Genomic DNA, 15870 nt, shown 5'->3' on the forward strand with positions numbered 1-15870 from the left:
CGACCCGCCGGGCGTAGGCCGCCCGCTCGGCCTCGACGTCGGCCCGGGACCAGCCCAGCAGGGGGGCCATCACCTCGGCGATCTCGCCGGTGGCGGCCAGACCCCGGTCTCGGCGCTCGATGTCGAGGCGCACACGGCGCAGCAGGACGTCGTCGATATGGGCGGCGCCCTCGTGAGTGACGGCCCAGGCGACTTCGGCGCGCAGGAAGGCGGGGGCGGCCGCCAGGGGGCGGGCCAGGTCGGGGTCGTCGTCGATGGTCGCCAGCAGCGCCGGGACCTCGTCCCCGTACCGGTCGAGCAGGTGGGTGACCCGGGCCAGGGTCCAGCCGCGCTCGCGGGCGATGTCGCCGGCGTGCGCGGCCAGGGCGCGGTACCGGGCCGCGCCCACGAGGGGGAGATCGGCCGTTGTGCACGGGTGAGCGTGGGCGAGGCCCTCGCCCAGGGCGTGGTCGACGGCGTCTCGGGCCATGACCCGGTAGGTGGTCAGTTTCCCTCCGGCGATGGCGGTCAGTCCCGGGGCGACGCGAGTGACCGTGTGCTCGCGGGAGACCCTCGTGCTGGAGGCCTGCTCCGGGCTGCGGCCGGGCTTGAGCCGAGGCTGGAGCAGGGGCCGCAGGCCCGCGTAGACTCCAATGATGTCATCGCGCGTGATGGGGCGGGAGAGCACCTCATTGGCGTGGTTGAGGACGTAGTCGATGTCGGCGGCGGTGGCCACCGGCTTGTCGACGTCCTCGGACCAGGGGGTGTCAGTGGTTCCGATGACCCAGTAGCGGGGCCAGGGGATGATGAACAGGACCGACTTCTCGGTGCGCAGGAAGATTCCCGTCTCGGCGTCGATCGTCTCCTTGGGGACGACGATGTGGATGCCCTTGGAGGCCAGCACCTTCAGACCTCCGGCGTCGGTGGCCAGGTCCTGGGTGGCTTCCGTCCACACGCCGGTGGCGTTGATGGTGCGCTCGGCACGGACCTCGTGGACGGCGCCGGTCTCGAGATCGGTGATGGCGGCGCCGCCCACGTGGCCGCGGGCGTCGGTGAGGAAGCCGGTGACCCGCGTGCGGTTGGCAGCCAGGGCGCCCAGGCCGACGGCAGTGCGCACGAGGTCGATGACGAGGCGGGCGTCGTCGACGCGGGCGTCGTAGAAGCGGATGGATCCGGCGAGCCCGGTCGTCTGAAGAGCCGGGGCGAGCGCGCGCGTGCCCTTGCGCCCCAGGTGCTTCTGAACCGGGACGGTGCGGTGTCCGCGGGAGCTGGCCAGGGCGAGAGCGTCGTACATGCCCACCCCGATGGCCGAGTAGGAGCGCTCGTAGGCGTGTTTGAGCGGCCATAGGAAGGGCTGAGCCTTGACCAGGTGCGGGGCCGTCGTCGTCAGTAGGCGCCCGCGCTCGGCGAGGGCCTCGTGGACCAGGGCGAAGTCGAGCTGGTAGAGGTAGCGCAGGCCGCCGTGAACGAGCTTGGAGGACCATGAGGATGTGCCCGAGGCCCAGTCGCCCATCTCGACCAGACCGGTGCGCAGGCCGCGGGCGGCGGCGTCCAGGGCGATGCCCGCCCCGGTGATGCCACCGCCGACGACGAGGACGTCGAGTCCCTCCCCGCCGCTCATCGCCTCCAGGGCGGCGGTGCGCTGCTCGCGGGTGAGGGCGGTGTTCTCCGGGGTGGTCTGCCTGCGCATAAGAGCTCCTTCGCTGGTCTGCGTGTGGACCGGCTCTCCGTTCGAGCGGGACCGGTCCGGCTGCGCGGCCGTCGCACGGCGGATGCGGCGGCCCCGGCCGAATGAATTCGTGTCCCCAGGATCGCGGGCTCATGAGACGATGGGCAAAGCAGATGCACGAAAGTGCACACATGGCAGAGAGGTCGGGAGATGATGCTCACATGGTCCGCGGGGGCTCGGCGGGACCAGGAGGCGCGGGAGGGGCGGCGCGTCTACGAGGCCGCCTCCATGTACTACGTCCAGGGCGAGACGATGGACGTCATCGCCCGCCACCTGCGCTGCTCGCGTTCGACGGTCTCCCGCCTGCTCGCCCGCGCCCGTTCCGAGGGCGTCGTGCGCATCGAACTGGCCGAACCCGGTGGGGCGGGCGGTCTCGAAGCGCGCTTCGAGACCGAGCTCGGCGTGCGCGTGCACGTCGTGCCCGTGCGCGAGGGCACGACCGAGATCCACCGTCTTCAGCAGGTGGCGGCGGTGGCCGCCGCGCGTGTCGTGGAGTCGGCGGCCGACCTGGCGCGGGCCGGCGCATCCGGGGCCGGCGGGCCCGTCATCGGCGTGGCCTGGGGTACGACGATGAGCGAGGTGGCGGCGGCGCTGCCGAACCGTCGGATCCCGGGACTGACGATCGTTCAGCTCAACGGCGCATCCGACCCCGTGCACGAAGGGCCGTCGGCCGGGCGGATGCTCTCCCGGATGGGCGCCGCCCTGGGGGCGCGCACGATCGGATTCCCCGTACCGGCCTTCTTCGACCGGGCCGACACCCGACGGGCGATGTGGTTGGAGCACTCGGTCAAGCGCGTCCTGTCGGTAGCGGGGACGGCGCGCCTGGCGGTTTTCGGCGTGGGGACCCTGGAGACCGGCTCGGGTGCCCTGCCCAGTCAGGTCTACGCGGGCGGGCACCTGAGTCGGGCCGACCTCGCCGTCGCCCGGCGCGAGGGCGTCGTCGGGGATGTGTGCACCGTCCTGCTGCGCGACGACGGCACCTGGAGTGACATCGACCTCAATGCCCGTGCCACTGGTCCGACCCCCGGCCGTCTGGCGCGCATCCCGCGCAGACTGTGCGTCGTGGCCGGGACGGGCAAGGCCCGCGCCTGTCTTGCGGCCCTGCGCGCACGGGCGGCCACGGACCTCGTCGTCGACGAGGCCACCGCCCGTGCGGTGCTGGCTCTGTCCCAGCGAAAGGAGAACTCATGAGCGCGACGACTCCCGTCCGCGACGACCGCCCCGCCGGCGCCGCCACCGGGTGGCGCACCGTCCTGCGTCCCGCCCGGCCGGCCGATGCCCGGGTCGTCGCCGAACTGGTTCGTCCCTACTCCGAACGCCGCATCCTCATCGCCAAGGACCTCATCGCCTATTTCGAGGACATCCAGGAGTTCACCGTGGCCGAGAGCGCTGGTGCGCCGGACGGCCCGGGCAGCGAGGACGTCGGCACCATCATCGGCTGCGGCGCCCTGCACGTCATGTGGGACGATATCGCCGAAGTGCGCACGCTGGCCGTCCGCAAGGACTATCTGCACCGGGGCGTGGGCAGCGCCATTCTGACTGAGCTGCTTGAGCGCGCCCGTGCGCTGGGTCTGCGGCGCGTCTTCTGCCTGACCTTCGAAGTCGATTTCTTCGCCGCGCACGGCTTTCACCCGATCTGGGGCACGCCGGTGGGAATGGACACCTTCGCCGAGATGGTGCGCAGCCATGACGACGGTGTTGCCGAATTCCTCGATTTGGCGCGGGTCAAGCCCAACACCTTGGGGAACACGCGCATGCTCATCGAGCTGTGAGTACGGGCGGACCCGTGAGCTCTGCGAGTCCCTCGGCGGCCGCGAGCGGAGCGGATGCGATGACGTCGTGCGATGCCCGGGGCGCGCCGCCTTCGTGGGCGGTCATCGAGTGGTACCGCGGGCACGCCCGGGACCTGCCGTGGCGCGCGCCGGGGACGACGCCCTACGGCGTGCTGGTCTCGGAGGTCATGAGCCAGCAGACTCCGGTCGCCCGGGTGGTGCCCGCGTGGGGGCGGTGGATGGACCGCTGGCCGGATCCGGCCGCCCTGGCGGAGGCCCGAACCGCCGAGGTTCTGCGGATGTGGGGCGCACTGGGGTATCCCCGTCGGGCACTGCGACTCATCGACTGCGCCCGTGCCGTCGTCGAGCGCTACGGCGGCCGACTGCCCTGCGACCTCGAGGCGCTGCGGGCGCTGCCGGGGATCGGCGAGTACACGGCCGGCGCCGTCCTGGCCTTCGGCTTCGGGCGCCGGGCCCTCGCGCTGGACACCAATGTGCGGCGCGTGCTCGCTCGCGCGGTCGGCGGCCGGGCCCTGCCCCCACCGGCGCTGGCGCGGGCCGAACGCGAGCGGGCCGAGGCGCTTCTGCCCGAGGCCGACGGCGAGGCGGCCGCCTGGTCGGTGGCGGTCATGGAACTGGGAGCACTGGTGTGCACCGCCCGCGAGCCGCGCTGCGACGACTGCCCGTGGCGCGAGGAGTGCGCGTGGCTGACCGCGGGCACGCCCCCGGATGAGCACGCCGGACGGCGACGTCGGCAGGCGTGGCGGGGGACGGACCGCCAGGCGCGAGGCCTGATCATGGCCCGGCTGCGCGGGGCCGACGCGGGCGCGACGTTGAGCGCCGAGGCGCTCCTTGCGGCGGGAGCCGGTGCCGGGGCCCATGCGGGTCGAGCGGCGGACCGCGAGCAGCCGGGGCGCGCACTGGCCTCTCTCCTGGCCGACGGGCTCATCGCCACCGATGACGACGGGACGACCTTCCGCCTGCCCTGAGGCCCGCATGTCGACAGCGACAGTCGATAGGGGCGATAGGAGTGCAGCGGGGCCGGAGAAGTGAGATGCGGGCGAGGGTGGGCCCTTCCGGTGGGACGCGTGGGGTTTCTGCGGCGCAACTGGATTCATCCGGGTGGGGGCATGTCCGAATCTGCCACAAAGAGTCCATTTTGTACCATTCCGTGCACCGCAGATCATTGAAATCATGCGGATCCCCTGTGCCTTCAAGTGTACAAAGACGGCCTTTGTGGCAGATTTGGACATCTTTGGAGGTCAGGACAGGCCCCGGGACGGGGTGTGTCGGAGAGGGTGCACGCGGGAGTGTGCGCGGGAGTCGGTCGGTGATGTCCTGGCCGGTGGTGTTGTCGTACCAGCGGCGGTGTCCGTCGTGGACGGCGAGCTGGAGGTCGGTGCCCACGGGCAGGGTGTAGATGCCGATCAGGGCGGGCTCGATGTTGGCGATGGAGTTGAAGCTGGCCACGACGAGGTTGCCGGGCGTGTTGTGGAAGTCGTCGGCGTCGGACAGGATCCGCCATCCGTTGTCGACGGGGTTGACGGCCTTCTCCCGGCGGGCCCACTTGATGTGGCCCCGACCGTCGATGATGTTGCGGGAGACCAGGCAGCCCCCGGAGTCCTTAGATGAACTCGGTGAACTCAGGCGTGCTCACGGACATACTCCTTCATGCGGTCGGTGATGACGGTGCGGTGCGGCAGTCGGTCGGCGATGTCGATCGGCGTGCGGCCCACGGCGTTGGCGATGGTGAGGTCCAGGTCGGGCTGGGCGAGCATGAGGTCGTACAGAGGTGCGAGCTCCTGGTCGGACATGCCTCCGGTGATGAGCTCGCACATGGCCACGGTGCCGCGCCTGTCCGTGGCGTTGATGTCCACGCCGTTGTCGATCAGCCAGCGTGCGATGGTCAGGTCGCGGGCGACGTTGCGGTGGGTGTGGCTGAACAGCACGTGCAGGGGCGTGTGCCCCTCGGATCCGGGTGGCCCGATGAGGGCATCGCGCTCGATGAGGAAGTCCGCGATCGTGTACCGCGTGTTCATGTCGGTGTTGGCGATGGCGCACATGAGCAGCGACCTGCCGTAGAAGCGGCGCTGCTCGTCCCCGGGCTTGTACGTGGCGAAGAACGGCTCCGGCGACTTCTTCATGCGCGCGCTCGTCGAAACATCCATGACGGGCCTCTCCTAAGACTCATGCGTGCGTTGGCGTCATCGTCGCTGGATCGCGAAGATGCCGATTCGTCGTCCTCAGGGCGGGCGGTGTCAGGATCCTTGCCGTCGGGACGTCGGGACGTCGGGAGTGCGGAGCCTGCGGGACCTCGGGTGCGTGGGTGCGACCGGTGACGGGGCCGGGCCGTGGTGGGAGAGCCGGTCCCACCACCGGCGGTGGACGAATCCGCCCGCTGTAACCGGCGTCGACGGCCTTGGTCCTCAGGTGGGTGAGGATGGTGGTCCAGGTCTGGGATCCGGCGCGCACGGCGTCGGCGCTCCGGTGAGCTTGTCGAGCATGTCGAGCAGGGGCGGGATGTGCTCCTTGACTCAGCCGGCCACCCAGCCGATGGCCGAGGCCACGGGGTTAGGCCAGGGAGGCGACGTCGGCCCCGGCCCGGGCCATGGTGCCCCGGGCCCACGAACCCTCGCCGATGGCCTCCGACAGATCCGAGATGTCCTCACTCAGACCCGTATCCGACCAGAACAACGACGAATCCTGTCGCGAAGCCGCCATCGAGTCCTCACTCACGACCGATCACCACGGAGCACAGAACCGGACATAGAACGCAACCAACCTCTTGAAAGCATGAGGCACGCGGCCGGGCGACGGACGGCGCTGGGGGTCGGCGGGACCGTCCAGCGCTACCAGGACTCACCAGGAGTCGGATTCCTCGATCCACTGCCCGATCGTGCTGATGGTGGCGCGTGAGCCCGCTTCGCCGCTCGGTCCCGGGTCACCGGGCAGAAGCCGTTCGGGCTCGTCGAAGACCGGCACGTCGTACGTACCCCGGGCTCGCTTCCGGCGGCGTCGGGACCCATTGGCGCCACCACTGCCGGGGGCGCCGCCCATCGGGCGCCCGCCCATGCCTCCGGCCCCCCGACCAGCGGCTCCCGCAGCGGAGGATCCGGCCCCCGAGCCCTGGGACGACCCCGCAGCGCCCGCCGCCGATGCGCCGACGCCGGTGGTGCCGTTGACGCCGAGGGCGGACGAAGCTGATCCGGCGTTGGCGAGGCCCGCTGCTCCGGAGGCGGCCTGCGCCGTCGTGTAGGCGGACGCGGACCCCATCGCGGCGCCCGTAGCACGAGTGATACCGGCAAGACCGGCCAACCCCGCCAGGAGACCGCCGGCGCCTTTGAGGCCGGAGCCCGCTCCCTTGCCGCGGGATTTTCTGGCCAGGAACGCGCTGCCTGTGGTTCCGGCGATGATGGGGGTGGCCGAGGCGCTCGAGGTGTTGCTGACGAAGCCGTTGCGGATCAGCCCGTCCAGCGTGCCCGTACTGTGGCCGTTCATCGCGGAGCCGTAGTGGCCCGTGGCGTCGGTGATGCCCGAAACGCTGCCGGCGGCCTGCGCGCCGGGGGTGATGAGACCGGCGGGTGAGCCCGAACCGCCTGAGGACCCGTCGTACGACGCCGTCGCCCCGCTCCCGTCCGCCGACGACGCCCCGTAACCGCCCGCTGCGGCGGTGCCGCCCGCGTAGCCCGCTGCGGCGGTGCCGCCCGCGTAGCCCGTCGCGCCCCCCGAACCGGACGCGCCCGCGTAGCCTCCTGCTGACGCCTCTGCGGACGCGCCCGCACCGCCTCCTGCGGACGCCCCTGCGGACGCGCCGTCCCCACCGGCGTCGCCGTTCAACGTGGTGGTGGGCAGAGGGGTTTGGTCCACCGCACGGTTGGGGTCGAAGGCCGGCCGTGTGAAGTCCAGGACGTTCAGACCGATGGTGGTCGTCGTCAGCGTTGCGTCCATCGGCGTGATGGCCTCGCTCGCAGCGCTCTCGCGCTGCGCCTCCACCACGGGATCCGGGTCGACGTCGGTCTGGTACTCCACGCGCAGCGGAGCGCCCTGATGCACCTGGTCGCCCGTGGTCGCCGGCAGGGCGTCGAACTTCGGCTTGGCGGTGCGCATGGCGTCGCGAGCCTCAGTGCGCTGCGAATGGACCGACGCCACGAGGCCGTGCCACTTGCGCACCTCCGCCTGCAACTGGGCCAGAGCCTGGGTGACGGCGTCCTGGGTCTCGCCCGTCAGAGCCGGCGACTTGGCGATGAGTCGGATGGAGTCATCGCAGGAGACCAACTCGGAGCGGATCTTGTCCAGATTCGTGTCGTCGGTGTGGTCGTCGAGCGACAGGGCGTTGATCTTCTTGAGTTCGTCGACGGTGAGGCCCATGGTGCGTCCTTGGGGTCAGTGCTTGCGGGGGTGGTCACGGATGGGACGGCGGAATGCCGGCGGCCGGTCGGCGGTCAGTGCGAAGGGGTCGGCCGGGGACCCGACGGGCTCGCGGTCGGAGTGCCGGGTTCGGCTCCGGAGGGCGAGGCCGAGGGCGTCGGAGTGCCGGGTTCGGCTCCCGAGGGCGAGGCCGAGGGCGTCGGAGTGCCGGGTTCGGCTCCCGAGGGCGAGGCCGAGGGCGTCGGAGTGCCGGGTTCGGCTCCCGAGGGCGAGGCCGAGGGCGTCGGAGTGCCGGGTTCGGCTCCGGAGGGCGAGGCCGAGGGCGTCGGAGTGCCGGGTTCGGCTCCGGAGGGCGAGGCCGAGGGCGCGGGTGATGAGGACGACGGCGCGGTGCAGACTCCGGCAGGGTCCTCTCCCGGGATGGGTGCGGGCGCGGAGAAGGCGATGGGGGTGCGATGCGACTTCCAATCCCGTAGGAGCCCTTCGGCCTCAGCCGCGGTGTCCCGATCACCCTGCTCGAAGGCGGTGACCGCCTTGTCGTAGTTCGTCTTGAGCGCGTCGATGTCCGCCTTGGTCGCCGTAATGCAGGCCTTGAGCTGCTCCAGTGCCCGGGTGTAGGCGTCCTTGCACGTGACCGCCTCGATGTGGTCGCTCCACGTCGTCGTCGTCTGGTTGACGGTGACGTCGTCGATGGTCGTGGCCGCAGGGTCCGCATGAGCTGAAGCCGTGGCCATCTCCGAGGAGTTGGAGGACGCCTGATCGTAGTCGACGGATGTCTGGTTGCCTGCCATCATGCTTCCTTCTCGAAGGGATCGCGGGAGAACTGCGCTTACTCTAACGAAGGGCGGCGGCGGTGGGAACTATGGGACGCGACATGCCGGATGGGGAGAAGAGCCCGGACCGTCCCCGGCCCGGTCGGACCCGCGCCGGATCGGATCCTGCTGAGTCCCGGCGGAACCCGAAGCGATCGTCTAACCTGGTCCGCACAACCGCGAGGAGGTTCAGAGGAGGTTCAATGGCGCAGGAGCCCCAGCAGTACGGATCCTACGATCCTCGTGCGGTCCGCACGGGTCGGCCTTACGACGTCGGGTACGGCGGGTACGGCGGGTACGGGATGATGCCACCGGCTGCGCCGGGCCCGGCACCGGCTGCGCCGGGCCCACTCCCTCCGGTCCCTCCGGAGGCGACCTACGCGCCCGGAAGACCGATCCCCCTGACTCAGGAGCGCATCACGCTGACCATCTACTCGACCCTCTCCTCGGCGGTCCTGCCGCTGGTCGGCGGAGGCTTCGGGCTCGTGAGCCTCTACGGCGTCGTGTGGAACCTCGTGAGCAACGACGACGGGGCGAGCATCGTCAACGCCATCATCCTGGCGATCGTCGCGATTTTCTCCATACCGGCCGCCGCCTTCATGCTCTCAATACGCACCGTGCTGGACGCCACGGGCATTCATGAGCGCGCCATCGGCAGAGAGCAGAGCTTCCCCTGGCCCGCCTCGCGCACCGGGTTGTACGTCCGGATCGCCCTGGGAACCGGTGGTGCGAAAGCGGTCACCAACCGCGCCTTCGCCTGCGTCGTCCTCCCCGACGGCCGCGACCTGGAACTGACGGGCCTGTCATGGACGGGGCCCTGGGTTCCCGCGCTCGAGGCCAAGGGCGTGGCCGAGTGCAACCGCATCTGGCAGTGGGCCGTCGCGCGCGGCTACACCCGTGAGACGCACGAGTACGTGGCGCTCGCGGAGACGCTGGGCGTCCATCAGGCGGTGCGCGAGAGCCAGGAGCGGCGTTTCGGCCTGCGATGACCGGTGGTGGTGCTCCCGGGAGCACCACCACCGCGTCGTGGGGCCTCAGAGGCCCGATCAGTGGTCCGAACCGTACTGCCTCGCCTGGCTCGCCGCCTCGGTGTCGGTCGTCTCGAAGGACGAGGCCACCTGGCGCACGCTCGAGGCGCCCGTTCCGATCCGCTCGGACACCGTGGACACGCCCGAGTCGAACCCGGTTTTGGCGATCTCGTAGGGCGGCAGGAACAGGGGGGAGCACAGAACGCCGAAGGGAAGCCCCGCCATCGCCGCCTGCGATGCCGACGTCACCTCCCCCAACCCGTCCTTGATCTGATCCACATGCGAGGCGTGCGTGCGCCACACCTCAGGGGAAACCTCAAGATCCGCCATCAGCGACCTCCTCGATTGAAACCGATCATGCCGTTCTGCCCGATACCGGAACCATGCGGACTCCGGTCGCGGGTGTTCGCTGTGTTCGCCGTGCCATTCGTCCGCGGGCTGTAGGCCTGTCGCATCCGTTGAGCCAGATCCGACTCCTCCCCCCAGGCCTCCGAGGCCAGGCGCGACGCCTTCGCGCCGGCCCGCGAGCGGGCCTTGTCGACGCACTCCAGAATCGTCGTCGCCAGGTCGGCGGGGTAGAGGTCCATCGCCTCCCGCGTGAGCTTGAGGTCCACCAGACGGCCCCCGGCGTCGACGGCGACGGTGACGGTGCGGTCGCTCGCCGTCTCCGTCTCGCGGATCGCCTCGACCTCCCTGGACACGCGTTGCGCCTTCTCCGCCTGCTCCTGCGACTGGCGTAACCAGCCGTCCACCTGCTCCCGCGCGCGTTGAGCGGCGAGTTCGAACTCATCGGGCATGGGGTTCTCCCTTCTTCGTCGTATGCGCGTTCGCGCGGCGAGGGGCTTGCGATGCGACCAGCGCCAGAGTCAGGAGCGTCGCGCCGCCGAGACCGACTGTACCCGCCAGGCGCTGGCGCCGCTGCGGGCCGGGATCCGGCTGCGGCTGCGCGGCGAACGCGGGGGCGACGGTCTCGGCGGCGCGGGTCCCGCGCGGATTCTGCGGTCCCAGGGCGGTTCCGTCGTTGATGAATGTGAGTGCCGAATACGGAGCGATCGTGCCCCAGCCCACTGTCGGGCTCCACTCGGCCGGCGTCGTGCGCAGCGCCGTCACCATCAGCCGGTAGGCCCAGTCCGCTGGTGCCTCATCCGGATGGTCGGCCGCGACCAGAGCGGCTACGGCTCCCGCGTACCCGGTTGCCAGGGCCGAGGACGGCGACTCCTGGGCGACGACGCAGTCGCCGTCGTCGAGGAAGGCGGTCGGGGCCGACTGCGCCGGGACCGCGAGATCAATGTCGTCATTGCGGACGGCTGCGCCCGACGCCGACCCCTGGGAGTCCAGGGCCGTCACGCCCAGAACGCCGTCATAGGCGGCCGGGAAGCGCTCCGTGCTCTCGTCGTCCGCCTCCTGGGTCCGGGTCTGGGACTGCTGGCGGTCGCCCGCGCTGGCGACGATGAGCGCGCCGGAGTCGATCGCCCGCTCCGTCGCCGTCCGCAGGGCGGGGGAGTCCTCGGTCAGCGCCTGGGGGACGACGATGACCTGCGCCCCGTGGTCGGCCGCCCAGCCGATGCCCGCCGCGGTCCGCTCCGCCGTGGGCGCGGTCCCCGCTCTGGATCCCGCTCCCGCCATCGGCCCCGCTCCCGCGCCGGTCGTCTCATTCGCCGTGCTGGCGAACACCCGCACGGGCATGAGCTCGACGCCGTCAGCCAGGCCGACCAGGCCCGACCCCGGCACGGTGCGCGCACCGATGGCCCCGGCGACCGCCGTGCCCTGGCCGCTGGCGTCAGCGGCGCCGTCGGCGCGAGCCTTGCCGGTCAGGTCGACGCCCGTGGTCAGGGCCCCCTCGAAGTGGGGGTTGTCCCCCGCGATCCCGGAATCGACGACGGCGACGGTCACGTCCTCTCCCCGGGTGATCGACCACGCCCGCTCCATCCCGATTTGGGAGATGACCGGCGGGGCCGAGGCGATAAGCGCCGTGCGGCCCTCCTCGCAGCTGGAGATCGCGGCGTCGTGCGACGGCTCGGGCTCGGGGGTCGGTGTCGGCTCCGCGGTCGGCGTCGACCCCGGGGCCGCGTCCGTCGGCTCGGGCTCGGGGGTCGGTGTCGGCTCCGCGGTCGGTGTCGGCTCCGCGGTCGGCTCCGGCTCAGCCGGGGCCGCGTCCGTCGGCTCGGGCTGCCCGGTCGGCTCCGGGGCCGCGGTCGGGATCACGTCGGCGCCGCCCTGCGCGGGGGGCGGGGTCTCATCGGCCCGAGCGGCGAGGGGGCCCGTCAGGGTGGAGCAGACCGCCAGCACCATCAGCACCGTCAGCGCTGTCAGCACCGTCAGCGCTGACGATGCGGCCAGCGCCCGCGGTGCCCGGAGGGTCCGGCGCAGGCGCCGTCGTACTCGGTGCGCTCTCACTGCTCGCTGACCCCCTCCCAGACGGCCTGCGTGGACAGTTCGGGCCCCGTGGGGAACAGGGCGAGCCAGGCGGCCGGTACGGCGGCGACATGACTCTCCTCGTAGCCCAGCCGTGCGAGAGTATCGCTCAGCTCGCCGCCCAGACCCCACGCTCGGCCCGCATCCGTGATGAGGAACACCGGTCCGAGGCTGCCGCCGGCGGACGAGCGCACGAGCGCGCCGGCGCCGCCGGTCACCTTCACACCTCCCGACTCGATCTGATCGGCCGAGGCCAGGGTGGTCTTGGCCGTGCCCGAGGAGGTGGACTCGCCGAGGACGGCGCACACGCTCGTGCCCGACGCGGCGCCCTGGTCCAGGGTGGAGGGCCAGTCCTCCGGCGCGGCGGTCGTCGTCGTGACCTGGGTGAGGTCGGAAACGCTGACGTCCTGGACGGGCGCCGCCGCGCCCCCGCCCAGCCTGTACAGCGCCAGTGAGACGTCGCTGAGGGCGCCCAGGCTCGAGTCGGCCTGGACGATGTAGTGCCGCTGACCGCCCGCCGAGTCGGTCACCGACAGCAGCATTCCCGCGACCGGGTTCTTGATCGTCGAGGACAGGCCGGTCACCGGTGTTCCGGCGTCGGGGACGGTGAGGCTCTGGAGCGTGCTGCCCGGTGTGAACAGCGAGAGCCACGTGGCGTCGGCCTCGGTGATGGGCTCGGAGTCGAGCCCGAGGGCGAGGAGGACCGAGCCGAGGTTGTCCGCGGGCAGTTCGTGGCTGACGCCGTCGGCCACCAGGTAGGTTCGGCCGTCGACCGACACCAGGGCGTGCTGGATGGTGCTCAGGCCCTTCGGGGATGCGCCGACGCCGACGGCCGTCCGCCCCTCGGAGGTCGAGCAGGCCGTCCACCCGTGCGCCGTCAGGGAACCGGTCGCGGGCAGCTGCTCGGGCGCGTCCTCGATCCCCACCCGGGAGCCGCGCTCGATCCCGTCCAGGACCGAGGACTTCAGGGTCGTCTGCCGGAACTTGCCCGACTCGGCGAGCAGCCGCGCGCTGGCCAGGTTCGTCACGGGGCGCAGACGGCCGTCGACGGTGATGTAGCGGGTTCCCTCGCCCTTGACGACGATGAGGGTGTTGTTCTGCCAGTCCGAGGGCAGGGAGCCGACGAACATGCCGGAGATCCAGGAGGCCAGGGCGATCACCAGGGTCAGGACGATGCCCCCGATGAGGGGAGGGGTGATGCGCCGCGGCTCGAGCTCACGACCCCCCGGGGCGCCCGCCACGAAGGCCGTGACCAGTCGGCGCCGATTGAAGCGCTGCGCGTCGAGAATGTCCTTGTTGGAGGCCATTGCCGTGCTCCTACAGCGTTCCGCAGACGACGGCGGCCAGGGGCAGGATCGTCAGCAGGACGATGATCTCCAGGGCGTCGGCCGCGCGCGCCAGGCGGGGCCGGTAGCTCGGGCCGAGCACGTTGAGCAGGAGGACGACCACGCCGGTGACGCCGACGACCCCGGTGGCCGGCATCAGCAGGTCGGTGCGGGAGACGATGACCGTGATGACCAGGGCCGCCAGCATCGCCATGCCCCCGGCGATACCGGCGGCCACGTCCGCTTGGGAGCGCGCCGCCCGTGTGCCGAGCAGGCAGGCCGCCGCGATGGCGGCGATCAGGCCCGCTCCGCTGTAGCCGACGGAGGTCAGCGTCGGGACGCAGGCGAGGACGATCAACGCGCAGGCGATGCGCGCCGACAGGACCAGGCCGTGCGCATCGAGCACCCGGGCCGTCAGCGTGGGCGTCACCTCGGTGCCCGGTTCCAGGACCGGCTTGTCGGTCCGATCGGGCAGTGAGATGTCTATCGGGACCGAGGCCAGGGCCAGCCACGGCGCGAGCAGGGAGATGATGGCGGCGCCCGCGGCGGCGACGGCGAGCACGCTGGTCAGCGGACGGCCGAGGAACTCGACGCCCGCCCCCGTCAGAGCCAGGGCCGAGGCGATGAGCAGGGGGCCCGAGATCAGCCACCGGTCCTCGCCCAGCAGGGGCAGGCACGCCAGGACGACGGCGGCGAGGGCGCCGCCGGCCGCGATCATCCGCATGCCGGTCGGCGGCCCGTCGAAGGCGGTGTGGGCGGCGACCGCGCAGAGCGCCCCGGCGGTCATGACCAGCGGCCAGGCGCCTTCGCCGCGCAGGCGCGAGATCACGAAGGCGGCCAGGACGAGCAGGCAGCCGCACACCAGCGCGCACACGGGGGTGACGATCTGGCCGGGGCCCTGTCGCAGCAGGAGCAGTCCGGCCACGAGGAACAGCAGGCAGGTGGAGGCCACGGACATCGACAGCGAGTCCTCCCGGCTCCAGGCGACCTGCTTCGTCTCGACCGCCGTGGCGACGGCCTCGACGAGGTCGTCGTAGCGCGCCTCGGCCTGGGTGCTGCGCACCTCGAGTGTGAGCAGGGCGCCCGCCCTCACGCCCTGCTCGTCGACCGGCCGCGAGTCGCTCAGGGGCTTGCCGTCCTCGGTGACGAGCATGAGGCCGTACACGGCGGACTCCTCGTCCAGAGCGCCCAGGCGCGCCGCCACGGCGGGGAGGATCTCCGCGAGCGGGAGCGAGGACGGCAGTGCGACGTCCGTCGGGATGTTGCGGTGCCTGATGGTGACCGGGATGAGATCGGCCACTCCTCGGCGGGTGCTCGTCGTAAGGGGCACAGCGCTCTCCTGGTTCTCTCCTGGTTCCAGGGACGTTCCAGGGACGGGAACGTGAACGTGGCAGTGATCGCCGACGCGTCGGGCGGGCGCGCCGCGTGGAGCCGGGTGGCTCCGCGGACCATCCTGGCACGTCGGACCCGCCCGCGTCCCGCTCTGCTCCTCTCCCGTGAGTCTCGACACCCGACGGCGCCCGGCAGCGCTCGGCGGATGCGGGGATCGCGGCGAGCGATGGGAGGTACTACCCATAAGGTGCTTCACCGGAAGACTCGCACCGGGGCGGAGACATTGGGTAGGTTTGAGCCCGCTCAGGAGCAGCCGGGAGAGCCGGGAGGTGGGCGGCGCTTCCCCACGAGCATCCAGTTGTCCCCCCACCCTCAGGAAGAGAGACCATGGCACAGAATCTCGCCGCAGGCAGCGGCGTACTCACCAATGCGGCTAACGTCGTCGCCAACCACCGTCAGCAGCAGCAGTCGATCATCACCGGCGTCGAGAGCACCGTCCAGACGCTCGCGCCGGGGTGGAAGGGCTCGGGCGGCACGGCGTTCGCCACCGCCGCCAACCAGTGGATCCAGGACGCCAAGAACATCGTCGCCGTTCTGGACAGGTTCGAGTCCTCTTTGCGCGGGACCGAGAGCACCTACCAGAGCACCGAGGCGGACGTGGCCGCCGGGGCGCAGAAGATCGGCGGCGCCTCGCAGGGCTATCACGGCATGATGTCCTGACCGGACCGTCCACTCCCGATTAAAATACGCCGAAGCCGAGAACCGAGAATAAGGAGAATCGATCATGTCCGAAGACATGCTGGTGGACTACGGATCAATGTCGAACGCCTCGAGTGAGCTCGCTCGTGCCTCGCAGGCCATTTCCTCGGACCTGGAATCCATGGACGGGGAGCTCAAGCCCACCCAGTCCGAGTGGACCGGTGAGGCTCAGACCCAGTACCTGACCGCCAAGGCCGAGTGGTCGCAGTCGCTCACGGATATGAACCAGCTGCTCGCGCAGATGGGCACCCACGTGGACACCTCGTCCGGCAACTACAACACCGCCGACAGGCAGGGCGCCGCGAGCTTCGGCGCCTGAGTCGCGGCCGCCACCGCAGACGCGGGCGGGTC

17 protein-coding genes are annotated in these 15870 nt (G+C 71.4%); 6 read left to right on the forward strand and 11 right to left on the reverse strand.

The window, feature by feature from the left end; all coding sequences use genetic code 11:
- A partial coding sequence (locus HMPREF9062_RS04165; RefSeq protein WP_009748791.1) for a glycerol-3-phosphate dehydrogenase/oxidase occupies positions 1-1669 on the reverse strand: 1669 nt, incomplete at its 3' end.
- A 189-nt stretch (positions 1670-1858) separates the two neighbouring features.
- Between HMPREF9062_RS04165 and HMPREF9062_RS04170 the strand changes: the two genes are divergently transcribed.
- Genes HMPREF9062_RS04170 through HMPREF9062_RS04180 form a run of 3 tightly spaced genes read left to right on the forward strand, consistent with a single transcriptional unit; the run spans position 1859 to position 4469 of the window.
- The gene (locus HMPREF9062_RS04170) at positions 1859-2899 is read left to right on the forward strand and encodes a sugar-binding transcriptional regulator (RefSeq protein ID WP_009748792.1); all 1041 of its coding nucleotides are present in this window, start codon (positions 1859-1861) and stop codon (positions 2897-2899) included.
- The gene (locus HMPREF9062_RS04175) at positions 2896-3480 is read left to right on the forward strand and encodes an amino-acid N-acetyltransferase (RefSeq protein WP_009748793.1); all 585 of its coding nucleotides are present in this window, start codon (positions 2896-2898) and stop codon (positions 3478-3480) included. The genes HMPREF9062_RS04170 and HMPREF9062_RS04175 overlap by 4 nt, the downstream gene beginning before the upstream one ends.
- Positions 3481-3539: 59 nt before the next feature.
- Positions 3540-4469 (forward strand): A/G-specific adenine glycosylase, encoded by a 930-nt coding sequence (locus HMPREF9062_RS04180; protein WP_009748794.1) that lies wholly within the window; start codon positions 3540-3542, stop codon positions 4467-4469.
- Here the strand turns inward: HMPREF9062_RS04180 and HMPREF9062_RS12870 are convergent.
- The 5 genes from HMPREF9062_RS12870 to HMPREF9062_RS04200 form a co-directional block, all read right to left on the reverse strand.
- Positions 4426-5127, reverse strand: a complete 702-nt coding sequence (locus HMPREF9062_RS12870; RefSeq protein ID WP_156790070.1) for an immunity protein Imm33 domain-containing protein — start codon at positions 5125-5127, stop codon at positions 4426-4428. The two genes, HMPREF9062_RS04180 and HMPREF9062_RS12870, sit on opposite strands and share 44 nt — an antisense overlap.
- Positions 5124-5648 carry an ankyrin repeat domain-containing protein gene (locus tag HMPREF9062_RS04185; protein ID WP_009748795.1) on the reverse strand — a complete coding sequence of 175 codons (525 nt, stop codon included), beginning with the start codon at positions 5646-5648 and terminating at the stop codon, positions 5124-5126. The genes HMPREF9062_RS12870 and HMPREF9062_RS04185 overlap by 4 nt, the downstream gene beginning before the upstream one ends.
- A 403-nt stretch (positions 5649-6051) precedes the next feature.
- Positions 6052-6216 (reverse strand): hypothetical protein, encoded by a 165-nt coding sequence (locus HMPREF9062_RS12875; protein WP_156789967.1) that lies wholly within the window; start codon positions 6214-6216, stop codon positions 6052-6054.
- A 123-nt stretch (positions 6217-6339) separates the two neighbouring features.
- Positions 6340-7848 carry a hypothetical protein gene (locus HMPREF9062_RS12085; protein WP_009748798.1) on the reverse strand — a complete coding sequence of 503 codons (1509 nt, stop codon included), beginning with the start codon at positions 7846-7848 and terminating at the stop codon, positions 6340-6342.
- Positions 7849-7922: 74 nt separating this feature from the next.
- A complete protein-coding gene (locus HMPREF9062_RS04200) occupies positions 7923-8639 on the reverse strand; it encodes a hypothetical protein (RefSeq protein WP_009748799.1) in 717 nt (238 codons plus the stop codon).
- Between the two features lie 224 nt (positions 8640-8863).
- Between HMPREF9062_RS04200 and HMPREF9062_RS12090 the strand changes: the two genes are divergently transcribed.
- Positions 8864-9649, forward strand: coding sequence for a hypothetical protein (locus tag HMPREF9062_RS12090; protein ID WP_009748800.1), 786 nt, complete (start codon positions 8864-8866; stop codon positions 9647-9649).
- Between the two features lie 57 nt (positions 9650-9706).
- Here HMPREF9062_RS12090 and HMPREF9062_RS04210 read toward each other — a convergent pair whose 3' ends face one another.
- The 5 genes from HMPREF9062_RS04210 to HMPREF9062_RS04230 form a co-directional block, all read right to left on the reverse strand.
- The gene (locus tag HMPREF9062_RS04210; protein WP_009748801.1) at positions 9707-10018 is read right to left on the reverse strand and encodes a hypothetical protein; all 312 of its coding nucleotides are present in this window, start codon (positions 10016-10018) and stop codon (positions 9707-9709) included.
- Positions 10018-10485 (reverse strand): YbaB/EbfC family nucleoid-associated protein, encoded by a 468-nt coding sequence (locus HMPREF9062_RS04215; protein WP_009748802.1) that lies wholly within the window; start codon positions 10483-10485, stop codon positions 10018-10020. Before HMPREF9062_RS04215 ends, HMPREF9062_RS04210 begins: the two co-directional genes overlap by 1 nt.
- A complete protein-coding gene (locus HMPREF9062_RS12095; protein ID WP_009748803.1) occupies positions 10475-12004 on the reverse strand; it encodes a S8 family serine peptidase in 1530 nt (509 codons plus the stop codon). The genes HMPREF9062_RS04215 and HMPREF9062_RS12095 overlap by 11 nt, the downstream gene beginning before the upstream one ends.
- 77 nt (positions 12005-12081) lie before the next feature.
- The gene (eccB, locus tag HMPREF9062_RS04225; protein ID WP_009748804.1) at positions 12082-13410 is read right to left on the reverse strand and encodes a type VII secretion protein EccB; all 1329 of its coding nucleotides are present in this window, start codon (positions 13408-13410) and stop codon (positions 12082-12084) included.
- A gap of 10 nt (positions 13411-13420) precedes the next feature.
- Complete coding sequence (locus HMPREF9062_RS04230) at positions 13421-14758, reverse strand: EsaB/YukD family protein (protein ID WP_253270655.1); 1338 nt, start codon at positions 14756-14758, stop codon at positions 13421-13423.
- Positions 14759-15147: 389 nt separating this feature from the next.
- On the opposite strand from HMPREF9062_RS04230, the gene HMPREF9062_RS04235 reads away from it, so the two are divergent.
- Both HMPREF9062_RS04235 and HMPREF9062_RS04240 read left to right on the forward strand, forming a co-directional pair.
- Entirely contained in the window at positions 15148-15480 is a 333-nt protein-coding gene (locus HMPREF9062_RS04235) for a WXG100 family type VII secretion target (protein ID WP_009748806.1), read from the forward strand.
- A gap of 64 nt (positions 15481-15544) precedes the next feature.
- A complete protein-coding gene (locus tag HMPREF9062_RS04240; RefSeq protein ID WP_009748807.1) occupies positions 15545-15838 on the forward strand; it encodes a WXG100 family type VII secretion target in 294 nt (97 codons plus the stop codon).
- The last annotated feature ends 32 nt before the right edge of the window (positions 15839-15870 follow it).

It is taken from the genome of Actinomyces sp. oral taxon 448 str. F0400 (assembly GCF_000220835.1).
Taxonomy (GTDB): Bacteria; Actinomycetota; Actinomycetes; order Actinomycetales; family Actinomycetaceae; genus Actinomyces.

What these genes read in the sequence shown, in the direction of transcription:
- HMPREF9062_RS04170 (WP_009748792.1), top strand. Translation starts at nt 1,859, where the DNA reads ATGATGCTCACATGGTCCGCGGGGGCTCGGCGGGACCAGGAGGCGCGG.
- HMPREF9062_RS04175 (WP_009748793.1), top strand. Translation starts at nt 2,896, where the DNA reads ATGAGCGCGACGACTCCCGTCCGCGACGACCGCCCCGCCGGCGCCGCC.
- HMPREF9062_RS04180 (WP_009748794.1), top strand. Translation starts at nt 3,540, where the DNA reads ATGACGTCGTGCGATGCCCGGGGCGCGCCGCCTTCGTGGGCGGTCATC.
- HMPREF9062_RS04185 (WP_009748795.1), bottom strand. Translation starts at nt 5,648, where the DNA reads ATGGATGTTTCGACGAGCGCGCGCATGAAGAAGTCGCCGGAGCCGTTC.
- HMPREF9062_RS12085 (WP_009748798.1), bottom strand. Translation starts at nt 7,848, where the DNA reads ATGGGCCTCACCGTCGACGAACTCAAGAAGATCAACGCCCTGTCGCTC.
- HMPREF9062_RS04200 (WP_009748799.1), bottom strand. Translation starts at nt 8,639, where the DNA reads ATGGCAGGCAACCAGACATCCGTCGACTACGATCAGGCGTCCTCCAAC.
- HMPREF9062_RS12090 (WP_009748800.1), top strand. Translation starts at nt 8,864, where the DNA reads ATGGCGCAGGAGCCCCAGCAGTACGGATCCTACGATCCTCGTGCGGTC.
- HMPREF9062_RS04210 (WP_009748801.1), bottom strand. Translation starts at nt 10,018, where the DNA reads ATGGCGGATCTTGAGGTTTCCCCTGAGGTGTGGCGCACGCACGCCTCG.
- HMPREF9062_RS04215 (WP_009748802.1), bottom strand. Translation starts at nt 10,485, where the DNA reads ATGCCCGATGAGTTCGAACTCGCCGCTCAACGCGCGCGGGAGCAGGTG.
- eccB (WP_009748804.1), bottom strand. Translation starts at nt 13,410, where the DNA reads ATGGCCTCCAACAAGGACATTCTCGACGCGCAGCGCTTCAATCGGCGC.
- HMPREF9062_RS04235 (WP_009748806.1), top strand. Translation starts at nt 15,148, where the DNA reads ATGGCACAGAATCTCGCCGCAGGCAGCGGCGTACTCACCAATGCGGCT.
- HMPREF9062_RS04240 (WP_009748807.1), top strand. Translation starts at nt 15,545, where the DNA reads ATGTCCGAAGACATGCTGGTGGACTACGGATCAATGTCGAACGCCTCG.